Raw genomic sequence first — 22,705 nt, forward strand, 5'->3', positions numbered from 1 at the left:
ATATTATCTCCTTATGCTTGTCCGTGACAGTTTTTATACTTCTTACCTGATCCACATGGGCAAGGGTCATTTCTACCCACTTTTACTTGCTTTTTAATGGGTTGCTTTTTAACTTTCTGTTTACCGTCACCAGCATGCATTTGTTTTTTATCCAAGACTTGCTCACGTTTCATTTCTTCATCTGTGTGAACCACTGTCTTCAGTACAAACTTAGCTGTGTCATCTTCGATATTCACAAGCAAGTTTTCAAACATTTGAATCCCTTCATTTTGATACTCTCTTAACGGATTAATTTGTCCATATGAGCGCAAGTGGATTCCAGTTCTAAGCTGATCCATACTATCGATATGCTCCACCCATTTTTGGTCCATTGTACGAAGCATCATCATACGTTCAAACAAACGCATTTTTTCTTCACCTAAAGTTTCTTCTTTTTCTTTAAGTTGGTCTTTTACCTTAGCCATAATGAACGCGTATATTGATTCCGGGTCCTTACCTTTGATGTCTTCTACAGAGATTTCTTCTTCTGGTAAGTAGAGATCAACGAGTGTGTTCTTATACTGCTCGTAGTCAACGTCTTCTTCATTATCTAAATCGTAAAACTCTACAGTACGTTCTACTGAACGATCAATCATGTCATACAAAAGATCTGAAACGTCGTCTTTATCTATAATTTCATCACGCTCATTATAAATAATTTCACGTTGCTTACGTAAAACCTCATCGTATTCCAGTAACTTTTTACGTGCGTCAAAGTTGTTTCCTTCCACACGTTTTTGTGAGGACTCTACGCCTCTAGAAATCATCTTACTTGTTAGTTCTTCTTCACTCATACCCATGCGTTCCATCATGCCCTGAATTCTTTCAGAACCAAAGCGTCTCATTAGATCATCTTCCAGTGATAGGTAGAAGGTACTTTCACCGACGTCACCCTGACGTCCAGAACGCCCTCTTAACTGATCATCAATCCGACGTGACTCATGACGTTCTGTACCAATTACAGCTAGACCACCGAGTTCTTTAACACCGTCACCGAGCTTGATATCTGTCCCACGACCAGCCATGTTTGTTGCTATTGTTACAGCACCTTTTTTACCTGCTTCTTTAATGATCTCTGCTTCACGGCCATGGTTTTTCGCATTTAAGACATTGTGACGGATGCCGTGTTTTTTCAGTAGATTTGAAATCAATTCACTGGTTTCAACTGCAACAGTACCGATAAGGATCGGTTGCCCTTTTTTATGACGCTCAATGACATCATTAACGACAGCTTTTAGCTTGATTTCTTCTGCCGCATAAATTCTATCTGTATTATCGATACGTTGGACAGGTTTATTTGTCGGAATTTGAGTCACTCGCATATTGTAGATATTCATGAACTCTTCTTCTTCCGTTTTCGCAGTACCTGTCATACCAGACAATTTATTGAAAAGTCTAAAGAAGTTCTGGAAGGTAATGGATGCCATCGTCCGAGATTCATTTTGTATATCCATGCCTTCTTTTGCTTCAATAGCCTGGTGAAGACCGTCTGAAAAGCGACGCCCTTTCATCGTACGTCCTGTAAACTGATCTACGATTAAAATACCTTCTTGATCGACAACATAGTCTACATCTCTTTCCATAGAGAAATTGGCTTTTAAGGCTTGGTTGATATGATGGAGTAAATTTACATGCTTAACATCGTATAGGTTATCAAGCTTAAACCATTTCTCTGCTTTCTCCATACCAGACTCATTAAGCTGAATGTTTCTTGTCTTAATGTCGTATGTGTAATCCTCTTCTTCTTTTAACATTTTTACAAACTGGTTTGCTTGGACATAATACGTTTCACGGTCTTTGGCCTTACCAGATATGATGAGTGGTGTTCTTGCTTCATCAATTAAAATCGAGTCAACCTCATCAATAACTGCAAAGTTTAAGCCACGTAAGACACGGTCCTGTTTATATGTCACCATGTTGTCTCTTAAATAGTCAAAACCCAGTTCGTTGTTTGTTGTATAAGTAATATCTGCTCTGAAAGCTTCTCTTTTCTCATTACTATTTTTTTGATTTAAGTTCAAACCAACGGACATGCCAAGGAAGTTATATAGGGATGATAATTCTTCCATCTGACTTTCTGAAAGGTACTCGTTGACTGTAATAACATGAACACCACGACCTGCGAGTGCGTTTAAGTACACTGGCATCGTTGCAGTTAATGTTTTACCTTCACCGGTTTTCATCTCTGCAATATCACCTTTATGAAGGGCGATCCCCCCCATAATTTGGACTTCGAATGGTTCCATTCCTAAAGCACGTTTCGCCGCTTCTCTAACAACAGCAAATGCTTCTGTTAATATATCATCTAATATCTTATTCTCTTTTTTTATATCTCCATCTGCAGCTGCTAATTGATTTTTAAAGCTTGCAGTTTTTTCTTTAAGTGCGTCATCGCTTAATTTTTCCATTTCAGGTGCTAATGCCAACACCTTTTGAGCTTCTTTACGTAATGTTTTGAGCTCTTTCTTGTTGCCGTCAAACATCTTATTTAAAACACCCATGGATTTACTCTCTCCCTCAAAAAAATTCCTATATACAACGTTACATTTTACCACTATTATATATAAAAATAAAATATGAACCATCAAAAAGCCCCTGGGCTATAACAGCTCACAGGGGCAAATTATTATATTCGTTTAATTTGTTTCTATTAGTCCGTATTTACCATCTTTTCTACGATAAACGATACTAGTACCATCTGTTTCTCTATCATTAAAGACAAAGAAATCATGGCCGAGCATGTTCATCTGTAAAACTGCTTCTTCAGAATCCATTGGTTTCAATGTAAATTCTTTAGAACGATAGATCGCAATCTCGTCGTCATTGTCATTATTTCCTTCTTGTTCTTGTCCATTCTCAAATGCCGCAGCATTAAAGAATTCTAATTCTGGGTTCTTCTCTCTGAACTTACGGTTGATTTTTGTTTTGTGCTTGCGGATCTGTCTTTCCAGCTTATCGATTACTAAATCTACCGCTGCATAGAGATCATCGTGTACTTCTTCTGCACGCAACGTTAAATCTTTCATAGGAATCGTAATTTCAACCTTACCACGCTTATTATTACGAACCTTGATATTTACGTGAGCATGAGTGTTTGGTACATCGTTGAAGTAACGTTCAAGTTTTGCAACTTTGTCTTCCACATGTTCGCGGATTGCATCTGTTACTTCAATGTTCTCTCCTCTAATTTCAACTCTTATCATGATGAGCCCTCCTTATATGTTACCTTTCTTCTTAATCTCATTATACCAAATGTGTTGCGCTTTTGAAAACGTTAACACATCTATTTTCTGAAAATTAAGATTTGAGATGATATCTGCCGCCTGATGTACTGTAACCCCTGTTGTATAAATATCATCTACTATGAGAACACTCATACCCGAAAAGTCATAGTCTTTAACATTTTCATTTAAGAAAAATGGATTTTCTTTATTTAAACGCGCCGCTCGACTGAGATCTGATTGACGATTTTTCTTAGAGGTTTCTAGTATAAGTTGATAATCAACCTTCATTACGTTAAGCATTTCTGTCACCTGATTATAAGTTCGCTCCTTTAAACGTGCTGATGAAATGGGTATCGGAACGACCAGATCATAATTCTTAAAATTAAAATCACTTAAATACTTCATTATCATTGCCATCGCCTGGTCTTTTAAAAACTTGTAACGATGTAACAACATCTTCACAGCGTCGTTGTAATCCGTTATTACAGTAATTTGATTTACGTGTGGATACCTATTTATAAGAAGCTGACAGTCCTCACATATATCAATTTCCACTTGTACTACCTGATGACATCGGCCACACCTCGGTCCAAAAAACTTTTCCTCTAGTGAATCCCGACAACTTTGACAGAGTGGCTCTGACTTTACGAATAAGGAAATCACAGTAGGTTCATTAGTTATTCTTTGATGACAGTATAGGCAGATCATAACTTAGCACGACCTTGATTGAAGGCTTTAATTTTCTTGATTGTTTGATGAATGCTTCTCGTATTACTTTCCGATAAAAACAAGATATTTCCCAAGGGATCTTTTGGCTTTCTTCCAACTCTCCCACAAATTTGAATGAGTGCAGCACTATCAAAACGGTGCGCATTGACTACAATCACATCTAAATTAGGAAAGGTGACGCCACGTTCTAATATAGTGGTTGTTAAAAGTACTTTTACTTTATTGTCACGCATGAGCTGGACTTTCTCATAGCGGTAACGATCCCCACTATGTACTGCTTGTAAGTCGGGAAACTTATCTTTCATTAACTGACCAAGCTGCTCTAACATTTTGATTTCTGGTAAAAAAATAAGTACTTTACGATCTTGTTCTATAATTTTACCAACCAATTGATCCAACACTGGTGACGTTTTATTTTTCTTAATATAAGTGTCTACCGCATGGTAGTACACCTTCGGAATGGCGAGGTCATGACCGTGATATCTTCTAGCTATCGTTACGACATTATCCTTTCCAGTTAACCTAATCATCTCTCGGGTTGGTGTCGCAGTCATTAATATCAATGATCCGTTAGCTGATAAGGCTCTTAAAATTATCGACATTAAAAGTGGTTCATCAGCCAAGGGAAAAGCATCTACTTCATCGACAATAATCACATCATAGTGTTGAATGTAGTTCATAAGTTGGTGAACTGTGCACACTGTAAAGGCATGACTCAACACATTTTTTACCTCGCTATACATCAAATCAATACGTGTGTGTTTAAATGCATCTGTAAGCCTCAAATATACCTCTTTAACAACATCAATCCTCGGAGACACAAAGGCAACGTTCAAACCTTTACGCCTTGCTATTTTAATACCTTCGAAGGTAATTTCTGTTTTACCTGCTCCTGTGACTGCATACAAAAGTAAATTGCTATGATTATGAATGGCTGAAACGATACGATCACTCGCTTGAATTTGAATGTCATTCAACTGAAAATCTAAATGATAATCAATTTCTTCCTTAAAACGTTTAGTCTCCATACCATATAAAGGTGTCACTGAATCTGAACGACCTAGAATAATGCAGTGCATACAGTAAGTCACACTACACTGATCGTAATGTGAATAATAGGTATAGAATAAGGACTTATTTTGATTACCACAACGACAACACGTATGATTCTTAACACCTGCTTCAAACAATATTTTTTCTCCGCCATGCTTTAGTATCATTTTGCCTCCAATAAAAAAAAGCAGCTTAAATAAGCTGCTTTAATAATAGATTTAATTAAAAGTCAGAAACATCGATATCGTATACAGTATAGCCTATTCCAATGGCACCTTCGCCTAAATGCGTACCAATTACAGGGCCAAATTCTTGTAGAATAAATGTAACATCTTCAAACTTTTCCCGAAGTTCTTCTATATAAGATTCAGCCAAGCTTGGTGCATTGGCATGGATTAAACATGCTGTGATTTTTTTACCTTTGTGTACTTGAAAATCTTCTGCTAACTTAGCCTCAATTTTAGACATCGCCTTTTTCTGCGTTCTAATTTTTTCAACGGCCACAATCTTACCATCAATAAATTCAAGGATTGGCTTAATTTTTAATAAACCACCAATCATTGCCTGAGCATTTGATAGTCGACCACCCTTTTGTAGATTTGTTAAATTATCTACAAGGAAGTAAGCATTTAAATTTTCTTTTTGCCTCATATCTTCTAAATCATCAAGCAAGGCTTCAAGGGGTTTCACATTCTTATTTTGAGCAGCATATAAAGCCAAGAACCCTAAGGGTGCGCATGATAGTTGAGAGTCCACAACATGAACGTTAATGCCTTCAACACTAGTTGATGCGGAAATCGCACTTTGGTAGGTTCCAGATATCTCTTTAGAAAGGTGGAAACTCAGCACATCTGTATAGCCATCTCTATATAAAGATTCAAGTAGCAAAATATAATCTCCAATAGATGGCTGACTAGTGGTTGGCAATTCATCACTCCCAGCCATTTGCTCGTAATACCAGCTATTATCTATTTCATTTTCTTTATATACTTCATCATTGATAATCACATTCAAAGGAATGGTGTATATATCATACTTTTCTAAAATATTGGTGGGTAAATAACTAGTCGAATCAACAACTACAGCCACTTTCATATGCGTCTCCTCCAATTCATCTCGATACTTATTCTACTACATATGCATGCTATGATAAACTATTTTTAAGAGGTGTTTTTCATTGGAACAAAAATACATGAATCACAAGAATTTATCAACAGAAGAAATCATAAAAAAATCACGTTTTATTAGTCATATCAAGAGAACTGAAACTGAGGATGAAGCGAAAGCTTTCATAAACGAAGTTAAACAAGAACATAAATCAGCTACACATAATTGCAGTGCCTATATCATTGGCAAAAGTGCTTTAATCCAAAGAGCTGATGATGATGGTGAGCCACAGGGTACGGCAGGTGTGCCAATGTTAGAAGTTTTGAAAAATGAAGAATTATACAACGTTACTGTCGTTGTCACACGTTATTTTGGAGGTATTAAACTCGGTAGCGGTGGATTGATTAGAGCATATTCTAGCGGGACTTCTTTAGCAGTTAAAGAGAGCGGTAAGGTCATGGAAATTCCAATGACGCCTATCAACGTCACCTTAGATTATACCTATACAGCAAAATTCGAACATTACCTAGGAAATACAGATGCGACCATAGTCTCTCAGGACTATACCGATAAGGTTCACTATTTGATTCACATAAAAGAAGAAGGTGCCGATCAGATTATCGACACCTTAAAAGAAATCACGAGTAATAACTATATCGCTAAGAAAGATGATCCAGTTATTGCTGAAGAAGTAATTTAACTATGGAATGCGGTCGAATACTTTCTTGAAGAAATTTAACATCGGCCGCTTATTCGAACCAATTAGGTTTGTAGCCTCTACGACTAAATTCGTTGTCAATAGTAGTAATATCCCGATGATAATGGCACCTGGTACAGTTGCCAAGTACATTACTACACCACCGATCGCAAATAAGAGTGCTATAAAGTAAATCAATACGACACTCTCTCTATGAGAAAAACCGAGGTGCCTCACCCTATGGTGCAGGTGGTTTTTATCTGCGCGCATGACGGATACACCTTCTCGGTATCGTCTAATCACTGCAAAGAACATATCAATAAATGGCACACCGAGAATAATAATTGGGAAAAACAGTGAAATAAAGGTTATGTTTTTAAAGCCAATTATTGATAACACACCCACGATATAACCGAGCATCATGGCACCATTGTCACCTAAAAATATTTTTGCTGGATGGAAGTTGTACGGTAAAAAACCGAGTAGAGAGCCGATTAAAATAATACAAATCATCATGACAAATATATTTGACTGGAAAATAGTAATGACTGCGATGCTCGCTAAGGCGATAATAACGACACCTGTCGCGAGACCATCTAAACCATCCACCAAATTGATCGCATTAATAATGGCCGCTAACCAAATGACTGTCACGAGAACTGAAAGCACACCGAAGTTAATTTCTATACCAAATGGTGTAATCGTATCAATAATAATCCCGTAATAAATCGGTACACTAATAGCGACCAGTTGACCAATAAACTTTACGAATGGCTTAAGATCGTATTTATCATCTACTAGACCGACGAAACAAAGTATTGTCGCGCCGATTATTATTGGTTTATATTCAATTTCTGCAGGCTGGGCAAAAAGAGTGACGATTGTAAAACTTACAAGAATTGCCACACCGCCAAGATAAGGCATCGGTACTTTATGTACTTTACGATAGTTTGGGTAATCGACAAAGCCAAACCTTTTCGCTAAATAAATAAAGACCGGCACCAGTATTAGTGATATCACAAAGGATATACACAGTAGAAATAATGTATTCATATACTCACCCGATTTTTTAATCCCATTAAATATACCATATTCGGTATATATGTATATATCATTCTTTCCATATAAACAAATTCACTTTCTTCACACATCCTAAACGAGTATAATATAGGAAAGTATAAGAGTCTAAAGGAGGTCCGACATGTTCATAGATTTTCTGTTAAATATCGCACTGATTATCAGTGGAATCTACCTCTTTTATAGAATACAATTCTTTGAAGAAAAGAAAATCGTCGAAACAGGTTTATTCCAAACCTTGCTCATGACGACTTTAGCGATATTGACCATGCTCGTACCGTTCTCGACGGCTGACGGCGAAATTGCACTCTATTTTATTCCACTCCTTTTACTCGGAGCATATAATTCGTTTATATATGGTTTAGTTTCAGCATTGATTGTGTTTTTCTTTTACTTTTATATATTCGAACTGAGCTTGGGGCCATTTATTGTATTCAGTATACTCTACTTAATATTTTTAATGGCTGCACCTTTTTTCCAAAAGATTACACATACGAAGCTAGTTATTGTGAACTTAATCTTTACATCTTTGTATGCCATTGTGATTAATCAGCTCTTTTACAATATATCATTTATGACAGGGATAATACTACTCGTAGCAACATCTGTCATTATCTTTACAGCACATATTATGTATGAAGATATCAACCAAATCTATCAGTTAAATAAGCGTATCGATGATGATGAATTTATCGACCATCTCACTCAATTAGGTAATGTGAAGTCATTAGACAGATTAGTTGATGAACATTTTGAAAACGACGAATCTCTGAGTCTACTTTTAATTGATATCGATAACTTTAAACGCTACAACGATAAGCATAGCTATGACTCCGGGGACAAGATCATCAAACAGTTAGCTTCACTACTTCAAAATTACGTCCCGACAGGCGGACAGCTCTTTAGAAACAGTGGTGAAGAATTTGCCATGGTCATACCCAACATCAACTTCGATAAAACCGTCAGACTTGGTGAAGCAATTAGAAACAGTGTTGAGTATTCTAAGTTTCACATCAATGAAATTGACACCGTCGATGTCACGGTTTCAGTCGGTGTGGGTTATAAAGAAGCTGCCCTTGCAACGAAGAGAGACCTCGTAAAAGAAGCTGAGAGCGCCCTATTTGAAGCAAAAAAACTCGGTCAAAACCGAGTGATGTTCGCACCGATAGGATAGAATACTTTTTAAACCAAACAAAATCACCCCAGCTTAGAACTTAGAAGTTCAACTACAGGGGTGATTTTTTAATCTTCTACGCTACTAAGTGTAGCTAAAGTGATTTTACCATGTGAATCATGCCACTTTACTTTTCCATCTACAAAGTAGAAGGCTTGTGGGGATTCATGTTTAATTTCAAATGTTTCAGCAATATAATTTGATAGCTCACGGTGATCTTGTACCACTAAGTAGTAACCATCCATATCTCTTTCGTAATGAAATTTCTGAAATTCATCAAATGCTGAGGAAGAAATAGGACACGTATTACTGTGTTTTAAAAAATAGAACTCATGCTTGTCATTTAATAAGTTTTGAAATGCATCTATGTTGGTGATTTTTGTTAACATATAACCACACCTTTCATTGACTTTATATAATTTATCACTTATTTAAAAATTAATCAAATTGACTATAGCAGTATGGTATAATGCAAATGTATTGGAGGCTGTATACATATGACTAGAAAATTAAAGCGATGGACTTTTCTTGACTCAATCAATGCGATTCTATTTATTGTTGTCGTGTTGTTTTTCTTAGACTTTCAAAATAATAGTACGATGTCATATATTTTACTGGCTGTATTTGCCTTTTGGTTGATTACTGTCATCTTAAGAAATGTAATGATTTCAAAAGTTGAAAAGGATCCAAATCATCCGTTACACAACATACAAACAGGTAAAAATATTGACGAAGACCAAAATAGAAAATGAGGCACCTAAGGTGCCTCATTTTTTTTATTGTTTAACGCTTCTTCAAACTGACTATCAAGTGTTGATGCTGTATCTAACTGGGATAAAAGATTTTCTAAAGAAAGCTCCTGTAGCTGCTCAACGGATACCATTACATTTTTTCTTTCTTCAAAATAAGTTCGATAATTGTAATTCATCTCAAGCGAAATCGTCCGTGCCCGAGTTGCAGTAGAAGTCGTCAAATTTAGAGCATTTATTTCTTCAATATGCTGATCTATTAAAGGTAGCAAATCTTCTTTGGCAAACTGCTCTTTTTCTTCCACACTCTCTTTACTTTGAAAGTTCGTTATTTGCTCATCTAGTGCTTCACTGTTTTTATTTAAAACATCAATCAAAGTGTTCATTTCTTCTATTTCTTCACTTGAATCCGCTGCTTCTATAAGGTTATCTCGTTCCTCTTGGTGCGTGATAAAAGATTGGCTTAATGTGACAAGTTGTTCATTTGAGTCAATCGAACTCGCATAAGCGTTTAGAAATGAAGTGATTTGAGCTGTAAAATCCCTCTTCACTTGCACATCTTCAAGCATAATATTATGAATTTCTTGAACTTCAGGGTTTTCGACTTGGATTGATTCGACTTCATGTCCAAGGCTATCGGCTAATGGGACTAGTTCTTTATCGACTCGATTGATTAAATCTTGAATAAATGCCAAATCTGTTTCTTCTTCTTCAAAATACATTCGCTCCACTCGGTCGAAATCCATATCATTGACCAAATCATTAAACTCACTATTTAATTCTATTAGGCGCTCCGCATCACTTTCATATGTTTTAATATCTTCATCTAGACTTGATCCACAGGCACTTAAAAATAATAGTGCCATGATAAGCGAACCTTTTATCAGCGTTTTCAAAGACATATACGAACCCCGCTTCAGGTAGATTTCTTTTTATAACACGATATAGTATAACATATATGTGAGTTTAATTTTTTCTAATTATACACTATAATAATTGTTAAGCATGAATGAGAGGATAATTATAGTGGATAAAGAAAAGCTTGTCTTAGCGCTTAAAAACATAGTGACATCGTCAATTGTTAAAAGCGATGAACCCTTAAATAAATACACATATACAGAAACCGGTGGCCCGGCAGATATATACATTTCGGTCGGTAATATAGAAGATACTGCAAAAGTCATCAAATTCGCAAATGAAAACCATTTACCGGTGACCTATTTAGGCAATGGATCGAATATTATTATTCGAGATGGTGGCATCCGTGGCATCGTCGTTAACCTTTTAAAGTTAAATAACATTACTGTAGAAGGCGACACTTTAACAGCAGATAGCGGTGCTGCTATTATTGATGCTTCGCATATGGCACTCCAGCATGGCTTATCTGGCTTAGAGTTTGCATGTGGTATCCCCGGTTCAGTCGGTGGTGCTGTCTATATGAATGCTGGTGCTTACGGTGGGGAAGTCAAAGACTGCCTCAGCCATATTAAAGCAATTAATGAAGCGGGTGAAATCATCACGCTGAGCCCAGATGAATTAGATCTTGGTTACCGCACAAGTCGAGTACAGACAGAACATCTAGTTGTAGTATCAGCTGTCTTTAAATTAAAGAAAGACAAGGATACTGAAAATATTAAAGCGATCATGGATGACTTAACTGAACGCCGAGAAACAAAGCAACCTTTAGAATATCCATCTTGTGGTAGTGTATTCCAAAGACCACCAGGTAATTTTGCAGGGAAGCTCATCCAAGATGCTGGCCTACAAGGCCATCGTATTGGTGGCGTTGAAGTCTCTAAAAAGCACGCAGGCTTTATGGTCAATGTCGATAATGGTACAGCTAGCGACTACGAAGCACTCATTGAATTTGTTCAAGATACTGTAAATGAGAAATACGGAGTCACTTTAAACAGAGAAGTTAGAATCATTGGCGATCATCTTGAATAAATGCTAATTGTATAATCTAAAAGCAGCCCGTTCGTTATACGAACGGGCTTTTACTACATATCACTCATCATTATTACTTTCTTCTATTGAGTCCAACATACCGGATAAGTCCTCAATTTGATTCATAATGTCTAAGTAGCCTGCTGATTCTTCGTCCCAGTTGTCTTCAGATATAACATAGACATTTTCATTGATGACTGCATTAATGTTAGTGAGCGATTCATTTGTTAAAATTTCCTCAGTCACTGTTTCAATATCTTTTTCTCCGTTTGTGTTTAGGGCTAAAATAATACCTGGGTTTAAACTAGAGATGGACGAGAAACCGAAATCAGCATTTGGTTCTACTTGACTATTCTCATTTGATACCGGTTCAAGTACGCGATTAAAACCAACTTCACTGAAAAGAAAATCATTGATGCCACTTGTTTCATCAATAGTTAAATCCTCATCATTCACTTCAAAATAGAGTAGATTTTTCTCTAAATCAAGCACACGTTCTTTAAGCTCAGTCAGATTTGTATTTAAGTCATCGACTAAATTTTCTGCATGGTCTTCAACACCATACATCTCTCCGAGGAAGCTAGTAAATTCTATAATGTTTTCCACATAAGTCGTGCTATCTTTATCGACACTGATAATTTCAGCATTCGGTGCTGCTTCTTCCAGTTGTCTGATTACAGCTGAATAGGACTCATCTTCACCTATAACAATCACTTCTGGGTCTAATTCTTCAACTGCCCCATAATCAATTTCATCTTCAGTACCTACATTCACATGATCGTCTGATCCGTAAATATCACTCAATTCTTCGTTTAAATGTTCCCCTTCTTCCCCTTTTTGAATGCCGGTGATATTTCCTTCTAAATCAAGTGCTGCAAAAGTGGACGCTGCAGATAAGTCGAAGACAACGACTTGGTCTGAACTCTTCGGTAATTCTACATCGTTATCAATTTGAGTAAAGTCATCATCGTCTTCATCTGTACTACTTTTAATCTTGAAAAAGTTTTTGTATGCGATGTGCTCCGGAGAGCTCGCTTCTTCCTCTTGTTCTTCTTCTGATTCTGCTACTTCACTTTCTGTGTCTTCAGTTTCTGCTGCAGATTCTTCAGATGGTGCTGTTTCTTCAGCATTATGATTACAAGCTGCAAGTAATAATATAAGGCCTGATATCAATAATAAGTATAACTTTTTAAATTCCATATTAAGCTCCTCATCATAAATTCGTACTTAAATCACTATCGTTTTTAGTCTTGTTAGCAATTATACATAGCCTGACGTGTTTTTCCTAGCCAACTCATCGTAATACGAAAAATCACACTTACTCTTAAAAGATATAAGTGTGATTATTAAAATAAAGCTAATCTTAAGAGATAATGATCGTTTCTCCTGTTGGAATATCTTTATCGTGGTCGATAATTGCTTTAATTTTCTTAATTGCTTTTTGGTTGGCACGCTCTTCTTCCGTTGTCTTATAGGTCGGGCGATAACTTAGAGCATAAACATCTACATCTTCACGACTCAGTTCAATTGCTGTTGAATGTGTCAGAGCTTCAATTGCGCCTGTAACTGTGTAGTACAGGTTTCTTTCGAAAACTTCTTCAAATGAAGGTTCAATGACATTGATGATTTTTGCGTCATTTTCAATTTTAAGTAATGGTCTCAGGGTTCTAATACCGAGGTACGTTCCCCAAACATGTTCATACATGACCTCACTAAATTCATTAAAACTAACATTGTAGACTGTTTTGTCATCCGTAAAGATTGAATGAACTAGAATAATACCATTTAGCGATTCATAGCTATCCTCAATTTTTTGGACAACGTCCAGCCAATCAATTTCTTTAGACTGTTCCAATAAAACAATTTCATGTTCGCCAGTAGTATCGCTGAGTGTTGCTTTTACATCTTCTAGCTCGCTATAATCCAAGCCGGCTAGAATAATGTTTGCATTTTTTGTCGCCAATTCCAGCGCAACCTCTCTACCGAGATAAGTTGTTGCACCCGATACGATATAAGTTTTATTTGTTAGATCCATAATATCCTCCTAGAACTGACTATCTTGATACTACTATAATATCATACTACTCTACTGTTACTGTTTCTTCTGGCATGGTATGTAATTGGTAGGCATCAACGTGAGAAATGACTTTGTATTCCCCTGGTTTTTCAAACGTGTATGGTAGTACATATTCACCATTTTCACTATGTTCAACATCAATCATTTCTAATGATTCCTCGCCTTGAATGATTTCAAACATAACAGCATCCGCATCTGTAACGTCTTCCTCATTCGATGTCACATGAGCTGTAAATTCAACTTCTTCACCAGCAGTGATGCTTTCAGGTGTTTGTAAATCAACTTCAAGTGATCTCACTTCATCACTAGATGCGTGATCGTGATTCATATCTCCATGATCACCGTGTTCTGAACCTTCTCCATCTGAACATGCAGCCAGAGTTAAAGATAATAATAAGATTACTGATAAAAAGCTTCCTTTTAGTTTCATAGTTATACCTCATTTCTATTTTACATTCAAATATCATTTTACATTATCATTTTGCTCATCAATGATACTGAAATGAATATTTTATGACTAAATGAATAAACACGCTTGATGTGATAAACATCAAGCGTGTTACTATAACTAGTCTTCAAAAATAAAATCTTCATCTTTTAATGCTTCAACATTTAACGCAAGAACATAGCCGTCACCTTTAACACTGAAGAAATCGTGGTTCTTCGTTGTTGTATCTAAAGCATTTTCAATGATTGGATTGAATCCTTTTTCTTCAAAGTAAGGTTCAAATCCTAAGTTTGATAATGCTTTGTTTGCATTATATTGTAAGTAATTTAGAACATCATCAGTTAAACCGATTTTATCGTAGAGATCTTTTGTATATTCAACTTCGTTGGCATACAGCTCATCAAGTAGTTCATACATTTCCTTATCTGCACGGTCCTGTTCTTCTTGGCTCAACTCTGCTTTTAGTACTTGGGCATCTAGACCAGTGAAGACACCGTGGATGGATTCATCAAGTAGAATCTTACGAATAATTTCACCACTCGTTGTCATACGGCCATTTCCAGCTAAGTAAAGCGGATAGTAAAAGCCTGAATAGAATAAGAAAGACTCAAGGAATACTGATGAAACTCTCGCCATATACTGATCATAAAGTGACGGGTTCTTATCTAGTAACTTATGATAGTTTGTGACAATTTTGTCTGCTTTAAAAGTCAGATGCTTATTATTAACAACCCACTCGTCTAGTAAATCATCAGTTTCCGTAGTCGGTAGTAGTGTTGTAAAGATATGAGAATATGATTTCGCGTGAACTTGCTCCATCATTCCCATGAAAGAATATACTGCTTTTTTACGTAAATCTGGAGTATGAAGCATGATTAGTGGCATGCCGTCATCTGCTTGGTGCGTATCCAGCCCTGTCAGTCCAGCGAGGACTTTCTTGAATGTATCTTTCTCACCATCAGACAAGCTTGCCCATGATGCTAAGTCTTTAGATACTTTAAATTCTGTTTCTACCCACATTTGTGAGATATTTTGACGCCAGAATATATTGGTCATATCCTCTTCTCTGTTCCAGTTAACAGCTTTCATAGTTCATTCTCCTTTATACTGCACAACTTGTACATTCTTCAACACTGAGTAATTTGTTTCTCGTGTAGTAGAGTGATTTCAATCCTTTGTGGTGTGCATAAATATAGTACTTAGATAATTCTCTAGTAGAGATTTCTGAGTTCACGTAAAGAATCGTACTGATTCCTTGGTCAACGTGCTGTTGGATTGTAGCAATCATATCGATTAATTTCATTTGATCTGTGTTAAAGGCACTCTTGTAATACCACATTGTTTCCTTAGATAGGAATGGCATTGGGTAGAACGTCTCTGAGTTACCGTAAGTTCTACGTTCAATCATATCAACGATTGGCATTACAGAACTTGTAGCATTCTGTACGTAAGAAATACTTTGTGTTGGTGCAATCGCTAGGCGGTAAGCATGGTATAAGCCATTCGCTTCAACTTCTTGTTGAAGGTTTGCCCAGTCTTCCTTAGTCGGAATGTGAATGTGATCAAATAGATCTGCTACCTTATCAAACTGAGGTGTAATATCTTCAGCTGTATAGCGTTTAAAGTACTTACCGTTCGCATAGTCAGAACGATCGAAGTCTTTGAATGTTACACCGCGTTCTTTTGCGATCATCATTGATTTTTCGATTGAGTAGTAGTTCAACAGCATAAAGAAGATGTTTGCAAAGTCTCTTGCTTCTTCTGACTCATAACCAATCTTGTTCTTAGCAAGGTAGCCGTGTAAGTTCATTGCACCAAGTCCAACTGAGTGCAATTCTTCATTCGCTTTTTTAACACCTGGTGCGTTAGCGATTGAAGTATCATCACTAACGAGTGTAAGAGCTTCAATACCTTCATGTACTGTTTCTTTTACCTTACCTGAATCCATAACGTTCGCAATGTTCATAGAACCTAGGTTACATGAAATGTCGCGTTTGATTTCATCTTCAACACCGTAGTCATTAATGACAGAAGTCTCTTGAAGTTGGAAGATTTCAGTACATAGGTTAGAAATCTTAATGTCACCAATACCTCCAAGAGGGTGTACTTTGTTGGCATTGTCTTTAAACATTAGGTATGGATATCCAGACTGTAGTTGTGTTTGAGCGATTGTGTTTAACATATCACGTGCATCAAATTCGCGTTTTTTAACCTTATCATTTTTCACAAGCTCATCGTACATCTCATCCATATCCATGTCATCAAGTGCAACACCATATTCTCTTTCCACTGTGTGTGGTGCAAAAGTATTAAATGGTTTGTTATCACGTGCGAGTTCAAAGAATTTAGATGGCACGACTAGACCTGTTGAAATTGTTGCAAGGCGGATATCTTCGTCTGCGTTTACCTTTTTAGTATCAAGGAACTCAGGTAGGTCATAGTGGAAGATGTTTAAGTATACTGCACCAGCACCTGGACGTTGTCCAAGCTGGTCGGCATAAGAAAAGCCGCCTTCTAGAGATTTCGCTACTGGTAATACACCTTTAGCGACGCCTTCTATGCCCTTGATTGCCTCACCACGTGCGCGTAGTTTTGAAAGGTTAATCGCAACCCCACCACCGATTTTACTTAACTGCTTTGCAGTTGAATCGATGTAGTTAATAGAGTTTAATGAGTCATCTACTTCTAATAAGAAACATGAAACCATTTCACCACGACGTGCACGTCCTGCGTTTAAGAAAGTTGGTGTTGCAGGTTGGTAGCGCTGCTCCATCATTGATGTAATGAATGTTTTAGCTGTTTTAATGTTTCCTTTTGCTAAGTATAAGCTGACAATCACAACGTGTTGTCTATAGTCTTCTAAATATTGTTTTTTGTCATTTGTTTTTAACGTGTAATCTTTAAAGAATTTGCTCGCTGCCATATAGCTCTTAAATTTGAAATCAATGCTATTCGCATGGTCAATAATTTCAGTTAAGCCTGCTTCATCATACTCTTTAAACAGATCATAGTAAAAGTCGTTCTCAACAAGGTAGTGCAATCTTTCAAGCTCAGAATCGAAATGTATGGTTTTACTTTCCACTTCTTCCATGAAGACTTCAAGCGCTTCTAAATCTTTTTCTAGTTTGTAAAAACCAGTCTCGTCTCTTTTAGTGACTTCGTTATTTAACTCAACGTGATTGTATGTTTTCTCATCTAATACTTTCATGCAATTCCCCTGCCCTTTCTAATTCAACTAAAAATTGTTCTCTTTGTTCTGGACTACCATGCAACTCAAACTTCATTAAAAGTGGTACATTATAGTCATCACTGATATATTCGCCTGCTCGTGCATAATTTCTACCCCAGTTTCTATTGCCACTTGAGACAACCGCAAACATTTTTTCAGCGTTCACTTTTAAGAAATTACTTACAATATCGGGTACTGCACCAAAACCGTATGTCGGTGTAACCAGGATAAAACGATCACCAATTTTCTCTCTGACATTATCAGCTGTTATTTGATATAATTCATAGGTGTCTGGAATGTCTATACCATTTAAGAAGCGACGGATATTACCTGTCATTGAATAATAAGCAATAATCACTTTGTCATCTCCATTCAATTACATCATAAAACAGAACATACGTTCTATTCAAGTGATTCGTTCATTTATTTTTAATCAATACTACATATAGTGTTTACTTAGAATTTAAAACACAAGATATATGATTTAACATGTTCTATAATCTCATATTAGAAAATTGATTGCAATGTAAAAAACTCCCTGAAATTAAAATTTCACGCCCTTTATTGAGTTATAAATCGCCCTAAGTCACGGTGGGTATGTCATGACAAATCATATTATTTTTTTAAATTATTTTTTGCGAAATTTAATGGAGTCAAGAAGTTGAAATTAACGTACAAATTTTTTTGGAGTGTTGTAAATGAATAATGTAGTTAAAGGTATTCTTGCCCTAATTATTTCATCACTCGGTTTCAGTTTGATGTCTTTATTTGTTAAATATGCAGGCGATCTACCTACTGTTCAAAAAGCTTTTTTTAGAAACTTTATCTCGATGATGATTGCCTTAGTCCTTGTGATATATAATCGCGAACGACTCTTTGGTAAAAAGGAAAACCAAGGTTGGTTACTCTTACGCTCCGCTTTAGGTCTCGCTGGGGTATTACTTAACTTTTTTACCATTGATAGAATGGTGCTAAGTGATGCAGACATCTTAAATAAACTCAGTCCATTCTTTACGATTATCCTCTGTGCGATTTTCTTAAAAGAACATATAAGACGTTTCCAGATGATTTCGATTATCATCGCTTTAATTGGTGCTGTATTTATCATCAAACCGTCGTTTTCAAGTGATACATATTTCGCGCTACTAGGTGTTTTAGGGGCACTCTTTGCAGCCGGTGCCTACACTGTGCTCAGATTGCTCGGAAGTAGAGAAAAGTTCTATACTGTAGTATTTTACTTTTCATTCTTTTCAACCGTTGCACTCGTACCGTTTATGATTTTCCAGTATGAAGCAATGACAGCCAGTCAGTTTTGGTTTTTAATTCTGTCCGGTATATCTGCGGCGATTGGTCAATTTGGACTCACGATTGCTTATAGCTTTGCACCTGCTAAAGAAATCTCAATTTTCTTCTACTCGACGATTCTCTTTACAGCATTATTTAGTATCATCGTCTTTAACGAAATTCCTGATGCCTTGTCTATACTCGGTTACATCATTATCTTCTCAGCAAGTTACTATATGTACATGAAGAATAGACCACCGAAGCGAGAACGTTTGAAAATCGCAGGTAAGAAGTAAACTTTATATTGTCTATAAAAGCATATACTACGCAGTCCTTGGTGATAGAGACCAAAATACTGCGTAGTTTTTGTTTTGGGTGGATGGTGTGCTTCGTTTTCCTTTCGAAGCGGAGCCCCACCAACAACCGTCCACAACTCAAAAAGGGCTGCAATCATCCATTGCAGTCCCTTTTTGAGTTAATTTACTTCACTACACTTGCTGGCTATCGTGTTGTTGGATTTCTTCTAAGAAGTATGGGCAGTAGTGTTTGAGTTTATAGTTCCCAACGCCTTGAATGTGCATCATGTCTTGCTTAGTTTGTGGCATTTTCTTGGCGAATTCTTTAAGAATTTGATCAGTAAAAATCGCATCTTCATCTAGCTTATGTTTTTCTGCGAGTGTCTTACGTGTCGAAATGAGTCTATCGTAAAGCACTTCGTTTGGAGAGGAGTCTGTCGAAACATTGACACGCTCGTTATATTCTTTTCGGTAAGGTACGGTATAGAGTTTTACTTTATGATTTAATATGTCTAGGCTTTTATCTATTAAGTACATCTTGTGGTTGGTGTAATGAAGGTAGCCTCTCATCACTAATTCTTCAACTAAGTGATTGACTTCACTTGTTCTAAATGAATCAAGCACACCGAAATTTTCTTCCTTGTCTAGTCCACGACTGAGGATATTGTCCGCGCGTTCGCCTCGCATCACTTGAATAACGAGTTCTTTTGAAAGCTCCCCATCTAAATTCTGAATTAGACCCAAAATCAACTTTGCTTCAGTGGTCATCGGTTCTGTTCTATTTTTAGACAGGCAACTTGAACATTGACCACAGGCTTCGACATACTCGTTTTCATTAAAATATTTAACGATAAAACTGCTCAAGCATTTATTCGTCTTATTGTACTGGATCATTAAGTCTAGTTTTTCTCTCATATGGTCCTTGTACTGTTCACTAGCCGTCGCTCTGTCGATGAAGAACTGTTGTAAGTTTACATCTCGCTGAGTCGATAGCAAGATACATTCACTGTCTAAACCATCACGACCGGCACGCCCAATTTCCTGGTAGTAACTTTCAAGGTCACCAGGTAAGTTAAAGTGAATGATGTAACGGATATCCGGCTTATCAATCCCCATACCGAAAGCGTTTGTTGCAATGACAATCTTGACTTCGTCTGAGACAAACTTCTGCTGGTTAATACTACGTTCTTTTTTACCTAGTCCACCGTGGTAAATAACATTTCCAATATCGTATTCATTTAAGTACTCAGAAAGTTTCTCTACCTCTGCACGGGTTGATACATATACAATACCTGAGGCATCAATATGATTTTGGATATACGACAGTATAAACTGCTCTCTTTGGTAAGTTGGATTCACAGACAAGATGAGATTCTCTCTTTTAACACTTGTCTTAAAGACTGCATGATTATCAATATCTAATAATTCTTGAATATTATGTTCGACTTCCTCAGTCGCTGTCGCTGTGACTGCAACGATTTGCGCGTCTGGTAAGAGTCCCTTTAATTCGGGAATAATGCTCTGATAGCTTGGTCTAAAGTCATGTCCCCACTTAGATATACAGTGGGCTTCATCAAAAGCAACAAAAGGTATTTTTGTGTTTACAACTGCCGCTCTAAACGCTTCATTATTAAAGCGTTCTGGGGCAACATATAAGAACTGAAGGTCACCGTTCATCATACGATCCATCACTCGATTTAAATCCACTTTAGACATGGTAGAGTTGATACACTCTGCATTAATTCCGCGTTTTTTTAAGGCATCGACTTGGTCTTGCATCAGGGAAATCAAGGGAGAAATCACAAGTGTCGTACCGCCGAACATCAAGCCTGGTACTTGATAGCATAAAGACTTACCAGAACCAGTTGGTAAGATACCTAAGGCGTTGTCTCCGGCTAACACGTTTTCTATTATTTCTTTTTGGCCATACCTAAATGAGTCATAGCCGAAGTATTCTTTTAAAATAGCTTCCATACATTATCAGTCCTACATTTATATATGTACTTACGGTCAAAATATTTATCTGCTATATTATACATTAAATCCGAGTATCTTTGTTAAACTTTGGCTCAAAGATTCCAAGAAAAAATCTCTTTTTAAGCCCGATAATTCACTCGGTCGACTTAAAAAGAGATCACTCCTACATCTTTTCTTTTACTAATTCTTTTGAAATTTTGTAATCAATTGCTTTAAATAAACTGTTTACCCAAAGGTGATGTCCATACATTTCTGCATGCGCATCATCAATGTCGACTGTTTTAAATTTAATCTTAGACCCCGGACGTTTTTGACCTAGCTTATGCATGTGATAACTCGGAATCGTTCCAATATGAGTTAAATCCGTCTGGCTGTTAAAATCGTTAAGGGCGATGATTGGAGTCTCGTTTTTAATATAGACCCCACCGAGCACACCTGGCTGTTCGCCTGTTTGATCAAAGTCTTCTAGCCCTTGTCCTTTTAACACAAGGTTGACACGATTATCTTCATGAATCACTTCATACTCTTTTTCTTCGAGCATTTCATACACAGAATCCGGTACATCAGGTCTCTTAACGATGTGATAAGTATCTGAAAGATATACTTCTACTAATGAGTACACCGCAATGCCCCAGCCCACTTTACGTTTGTTAGACATCATATGGAAAATTTCATCATGAAGCGTACTATAATCACGACGCATAATCACTTCGTCACCCGATTTTAATACATTGGAGGCTTCTGCAGCCAATCCGCCAGCGACCGCTAAGTATATACGGCAACCTCTTGATGACTCATGAAACGATAACACATCGCCACGGTCAACATGGTAAATACGATTGGGATGAATATCTTCATCGTTAATTGAGCCCTCGAACTCTCCGCCCGAATATGCAAAAATTGTTGGTTCAGTAAATTGAATCACACCAGGTTGACCTGACATTTCAATCGTCGGCTCATCGATATCGTTGCCGACTAATTTATTAGCAAGCATGGGTGATAGTCGATCAACCGCACCGTTGTATTCGTTATTCTCTTTGTTGATTTCGGTCTTTTTAACAGTTTGAAGAATCGTTAACAGGCCGCTTTTCTTTATAATTAGACTCATCTTACTTTACCTCACTCTCACGGTTCAACACAGATTTCACAATCGTTGTTACGAAGGTTGAGGGTTCTATTGTGTTTTCATTTTCCATCACTTCAATTGGTTCGTAATGGAATGTCACCGTATTATTTGTAAACTGAACCGCTGTAATATAAGGGCTATCTGTTAGCTTACCGTCTTTTTTATATGTAGCTAAGAGACGCTCTACTTCAGTAGGTTCAATCTGGCATGTAATTGCCGTATCTCCATTTGCAAAAATCATTTATTTTCCCACTCCTTATCGGTAAAAGAATTCTAATTCACCAGCAACGTACTCCGTAAAGTTGCCCATAGCCATACCGAAGACAACAATCGCAATAATTACGCCGACAAATCCGAGGGTTACACCGACAATAATAATTTTATTTTTTAATAAATACGTGACAATAAAGTGCGTCACGACAACAATCGCGATGACTAAAATCGCTAAAATTAGTGTAAACATAAGCCACCT

At 36.9% G+C, this 22,705-nt stretch carries 23 protein-coding genes; 5 read left to right on the forward strand and 18 right to left on the reverse strand.

The window, feature by feature from the left end; translation table 11 throughout:
• Nucleotides 1–11 precede the first annotated feature (11 nt).
• The 5 genes from secA to EYB29_RS11045 all read right to left on the reverse strand — a co-directional run bounded on the left by secA (nucleotide 12) and on the right by EYB29_RS11045 (nucleotide 6,140).
• Nucleotides 12–2,540 (reverse strand): preprotein translocase subunit SecA, encoded by a 2,529-nt coding sequence (gene secA, locus EYB29_RS11025; protein WP_166627266.1) that lies wholly within the window; start codon nucleotides 2,538–2,540, stop codon nucleotides 12–14.
• Between the two features lie 135 nt (nucleotides 2,541–2,675).
• The gene (gene hpf / locus EYB29_RS11030) at nucleotides 2,676–3,242 is read right to left on the reverse strand and encodes a ribosome hibernation-promoting factor, HPF/YfiA family (protein WP_026867674.1); all 567 of its coding nucleotides are present in this window, start codon (nucleotides 3,240–3,242) and stop codon (nucleotides 2,676–2,678) included.
• A 12-nt stretch (nucleotides 3,243–3,254) separates the two neighbouring features.
• Nucleotides 3,255–3,719 carry a ComF family protein gene (locus EYB29_RS11035; RefSeq protein ID WP_166627267.1) on the reverse strand — a complete coding sequence of 155 codons (465 nt, stop codon included), beginning with the start codon at nucleotides 3,717–3,719 and terminating at the stop codon, nucleotides 3,255–3,257.
• Nucleotides 3,720–3,967: 248 nt separating this feature from the next.
• Nucleotides 3,968–5,212 (reverse strand): DEAD/DEAH box helicase family protein, encoded by a 1,245-nt coding sequence (locus EYB29_RS11040; RefSeq protein ID WP_166627268.1) that lies wholly within the window; start codon nucleotides 5,210–5,212, stop codon nucleotides 3,968–3,970.
• 55 nt (nucleotides 5,213–5,267) lie between these two features.
• Nucleotides 5,268–6,140 carry a DegV family protein gene (locus tag EYB29_RS11045; protein WP_166627269.1) on the reverse strand — a complete coding sequence of 291 codons (873 nt, stop codon included), beginning with the start codon at nucleotides 6,138–6,140 and terminating at the stop codon, nucleotides 5,268–5,270.
• A 97-nt stretch (nucleotides 6,141–6,237) separates the two neighbouring features.
• On the opposite strand from EYB29_RS11045, the gene EYB29_RS11050 reads away from it, so the two are divergent.
• On the forward strand, nucleotides 6,238–6,852 hold the full coding sequence (locus EYB29_RS11050) for a YigZ family protein (protein WP_051220597.1): 615 nt from the start codon (nucleotides 6,238–6,240) through the stop codon (nucleotides 6,850–6,852).
• Here EYB29_RS11050 and EYB29_RS11055 read toward each other — a convergent pair whose 3' ends face one another.
• Nucleotides 6,853–7,902, reverse strand: coding sequence for a glycosyltransferase family 4 protein (locus tag EYB29_RS11055; RefSeq protein WP_026867678.1), 1,050 nt, complete (start codon nucleotides 7,900–7,902; stop codon nucleotides 6,853–6,855).
• Nucleotides 7,903–8,050: 148 nt separating this feature from the next.
• Here EYB29_RS11055 and EYB29_RS11060 point away from each other — a divergent pair, with 148 nt between their 5' ends.
• Complete coding sequence (locus EYB29_RS11060) at nucleotides 8,051–9,100, forward strand: GGDEF domain-containing protein (RefSeq protein ID WP_026867679.1); 1,050 nt, start codon at nucleotides 8,051–8,053, stop codon at nucleotides 9,098–9,100.
• A gap of 68 nt (nucleotides 9,101–9,168) precedes the next feature.
• Here EYB29_RS11060 and ytxJ read toward each other — a convergent pair whose 3' ends face one another.
• On the reverse strand, nucleotides 9,169–9,489 hold the full coding sequence (ytxJ, locus tag EYB29_RS11065) for a bacillithiol system redox-active protein YtxJ (RefSeq protein ID WP_026867680.1): 321 nt from the start codon (nucleotides 9,487–9,489) through the stop codon (nucleotides 9,169–9,171).
• A gap of 108 nt (nucleotides 9,490–9,597) precedes the next feature.
• On the opposite strand from ytxJ, the gene EYB29_RS11070 reads away from it, so the two are divergent.
• The gene (locus EYB29_RS11070; RefSeq protein WP_035857355.1) at nucleotides 9,598–9,852 is read left to right on the forward strand and encodes a hypothetical protein; all 255 of its coding nucleotides are present in this window, start codon (nucleotides 9,598–9,600) and stop codon (nucleotides 9,850–9,852) included.
• A 5-nt stretch (nucleotides 9,853–9,857) separates the two neighbouring features.
• Here EYB29_RS11070 and EYB29_RS11075 read toward each other — a convergent pair whose 3' ends face one another.
• Nucleotides 9,858–10,751 (reverse strand): EMYY motif lipoprotein, encoded by an 894-nt coding sequence (locus EYB29_RS11075; RefSeq protein WP_026867681.1) that lies wholly within the window; start codon nucleotides 10,749–10,751, stop codon nucleotides 9,858–9,860.
• A 121-nt stretch (nucleotides 10,752–10,872) separates the two neighbouring features.
• Here EYB29_RS11075 and murB point away from each other — a divergent pair, with 121 nt between their 5' ends.
• A complete protein-coding gene (gene murB / locus EYB29_RS11080) occupies nucleotides 10,873–11,796 on the forward strand; it encodes a UDP-N-acetylmuramate dehydrogenase (RefSeq protein WP_026867682.1) in 924 nt (307 codons plus the stop codon).
• A gap of 60 nt (nucleotides 11,797–11,856) precedes the next feature.
• Here murB and EYB29_RS11085 read toward each other — a convergent pair whose 3' ends face one another.
• From EYB29_RS11085 to nrdI, 6 genes are all read right to left on the reverse strand, one after another.
• Nucleotides 11,857–12,996, reverse strand: a complete 1,140-nt coding sequence (locus EYB29_RS11085) for an ABC transporter substrate-binding protein (protein ID WP_166627270.1) — start codon at nucleotides 12,994–12,996, stop codon at nucleotides 11,857–11,859.
• A 163-nt stretch (nucleotides 12,997–13,159) separates the two neighbouring features.
• Complete coding sequence (locus tag EYB29_RS11090; RefSeq protein WP_166627271.1) at nucleotides 13,160–13,831, reverse strand: SDR family oxidoreductase; 672 nt, start codon at nucleotides 13,829–13,831, stop codon at nucleotides 13,160–13,162.
• Between the two features lie 46 nt (nucleotides 13,832–13,877).
• Nucleotides 13,878–14,303 carry a FixH family protein gene (locus EYB29_RS11095; RefSeq protein WP_166627272.1) on the reverse strand — a complete coding sequence of 142 codons (426 nt, stop codon included), beginning with the start codon at nucleotides 14,301–14,303 and terminating at the stop codon, nucleotides 13,878–13,880.
• Nucleotides 14,304–14,441: 138 nt separating this feature from the next.
• Nucleotides 14,442–15,410: a class 1b ribonucleoside-diphosphate reductase subunit beta gene (gene nrdF / locus EYB29_RS11100; protein ID WP_166627273.1), complete on the reverse strand. Its 969-nt coding sequence runs from the start codon at nucleotides 15,408–15,410 to the stop codon at nucleotides 14,442–14,444.
• 13 nt (nucleotides 15,411–15,423) lie between these two features.
• Nucleotides 15,424–17,529, reverse strand: coding sequence for a class 1b ribonucleoside-diphosphate reductase subunit alpha (gene nrdE, locus EYB29_RS11105; protein WP_166627274.1), 2,106 nt, complete (start codon nucleotides 17,527–17,529; stop codon nucleotides 15,424–15,426).
• Complete coding sequence (gene nrdI, locus EYB29_RS11110) at nucleotides 17,513–17,926, reverse strand: class Ib ribonucleoside-diphosphate reductase assembly flavoprotein NrdI (RefSeq protein WP_256370672.1); 414 nt, start codon at nucleotides 17,924–17,926, stop codon at nucleotides 17,513–17,515. Before nrdI ends, nrdE begins: the two co-directional genes overlap by 17 nt.
• Before the next feature lie 322 nt (nucleotides 17,927–18,248).
• Between nrdI and EYB29_RS11115 the strand changes: the two genes are divergently transcribed.
• Entirely contained in the window at nucleotides 18,249–19,130 is an 882-nt protein-coding gene (locus tag EYB29_RS11115; protein WP_166627275.1) for a DMT family transporter, read from the forward strand.
• 192 nt (nucleotides 19,131–19,322) lie between these two features.
• Here EYB29_RS11115 and recQ read toward each other — a convergent pair whose 3' ends face one another.
• The 4 genes from recQ to EYB29_RS11135 all read right to left on the reverse strand — a co-directional run bounded on the left by recQ (nucleotide 19,323) and on the right by EYB29_RS11135 (nucleotide 22,696).
• Complete coding sequence (gene recQ, locus EYB29_RS11120) at nucleotides 19,323–21,104, reverse strand: DNA helicase RecQ (protein WP_166627276.1); 1,782 nt, start codon at nucleotides 21,102–21,104, stop codon at nucleotides 19,323–19,325.
• A 166-nt stretch (nucleotides 21,105–21,270) separates the two neighbouring features.
• Nucleotides 21,271–22,215, reverse strand: a complete 945-nt coding sequence (locus EYB29_RS11125) for a 5-oxoprolinase subunit C family protein (protein ID WP_166627277.1) — start codon at nucleotides 22,213–22,215, stop codon at nucleotides 21,271–21,273.
• Nucleotide 22,216: 1 nt separating this feature from the next.
• On the reverse strand, nucleotides 22,217–22,474 hold the full coding sequence (locus EYB29_RS11130) for a hypothetical protein (RefSeq protein ID WP_166627278.1): 258 nt from the start codon (nucleotides 22,472–22,474) through the stop codon (nucleotides 22,217–22,219).
• 15 nt (nucleotides 22,475–22,489) lie between these two features.
• Nucleotides 22,490–22,696: a hypothetical protein gene (locus EYB29_RS11135; RefSeq protein ID WP_026867693.1), complete on the reverse strand. Its 207-nt coding sequence runs from the start codon at nucleotides 22,694–22,696 to the stop codon at nucleotides 22,490–22,492.
• Nucleotides 22,697–22,705: the final 9 nt, after the last annotated feature.

This window comes from Jeotgalicoccus sp. S0W5, from assembly GCF_011634875.1.
Lineage (GTDB): Bacteria > Bacillota > Bacilli > Staphylococcales > Salinicoccaceae > Jeotgalicoccus > Jeotgalicoccus marinus.

Coding starts and splice junctions, on each gene's coding strand:
- hpf (WP_026867674.1), bottom strand. CDS start 3,242: ATGATAAGAGTTGAAATTAGAGGAGAGAACATTGAAGTAACAGATGCA.
- EYB29_RS11135 (WP_026867693.1), bottom strand. CDS start 22,696: ATGTTTACACTAATTTTAGCGATTTTAGTCATCGCGATTGTTGTCGTG.
- EYB29_RS11060 (WP_026867679.1), top strand. CDS start 8,051: ATGTTCATAGATTTTCTGTTAAATATCGCACTGATTATCAGTGGAATC.
- EYB29_RS11085 (WP_166627270.1), bottom strand. CDS start 12,996: ATGGAATTTAAAAAGTTATACTTATTATTGATATCAGGCCTTATATTA.
- EYB29_RS11090 (WP_166627271.1), bottom strand. CDS start 13,831: ATGGATCTAACAAATAAAACTTATATCGTATCGGGTGCAACAACTTAT.
- EYB29_RS11055 (WP_026867678.1), bottom strand. CDS start 7,902: ATGAATACATTATTTCTACTGTGTATATCCTTTGTGATATCACTAATA.
- recQ (WP_166627276.1), bottom strand. CDS start 21,104: ATGGAAGCTATTTTAAAAGAATACTTCGGCTATGACTCATTTAGGTAT.
- EYB29_RS11125 (WP_166627277.1), bottom strand. CDS start 22,215: ATGAGTCTAATTATAAAGAAAAGCGGCCTGTTAACGATTCTTCAAACT.
- EYB29_RS11040 (WP_166627268.1), bottom strand. CDS start 5,212: ATGATACTAAAGCATGGCGGAGAAAAAATATTGTTTGAAGCAGGTGTT.
- EYB29_RS11130 (WP_166627278.1), bottom strand. CDS start 22,474: ATGATTTTTGCAAATGGAGATACGGCAATTACATGCCAGATTGAACCT.
- secA (WP_166627266.1), bottom strand. CDS start 2,540: ATGGGTGTTTTAAATAAGATGTTTGACGGCAACAAGAAAGAGCTCAAA.
- ytxJ (WP_026867680.1), bottom strand. CDS start 9,489: ATGTTAACAAAAATCACCAACATAGATGCATTTCAAAACTTATTAAAT.
- EYB29_RS11050 (WP_051220597.1), top strand. CDS start 6,238: ATGAATCACAAGAATTTATCAACAGAAGAAATCATAAAAAAATCACGT.
- EYB29_RS11095 (WP_166627272.1), bottom strand. CDS start 14,303: ATGAAACTAAAAGGAAGCTTTTTATCAGTAATCTTATTATTATCTTTA.
- EYB29_RS11075 (WP_026867681.1), bottom strand. CDS start 10,751: ATGTCTTTGAAAACGCTGATAAAAGGTTCGCTTATCATGGCACTATTA.
- EYB29_RS11115 (WP_166627275.1), top strand. CDS start 18,249: ATGAATAATGTAGTTAAAGGTATTCTTGCCCTAATTATTTCATCACTC.
- nrdF (WP_166627273.1), bottom strand. CDS start 15,410: ATGAAAGCTGTTAACTGGAACAGAGAAGAGGATATGACCAATATATTC.
- EYB29_RS11070 (WP_035857355.1), top strand. CDS start 9,598: ATGACTAGAAAATTAAAGCGATGGACTTTTCTTGACTCAATCAATGCG.
- nrdE (WP_166627274.1), bottom strand. CDS start 17,529: ATGAAAGTATTAGATGAGAAAACATACAATCACGTTGAGTTAAATAAC.
- EYB29_RS11035 (WP_166627267.1), bottom strand. CDS start 3,719: ATGTTGTTACATCGTTACAAGTTTTTAAAAGACCAGGCGATGGCAATG.
- EYB29_RS11045 (WP_166627269.1), bottom strand. CDS start 6,140: ATGAAAGTGGCTGTAGTTGTTGATTCGACTAGTTATTTACCCACCAAT.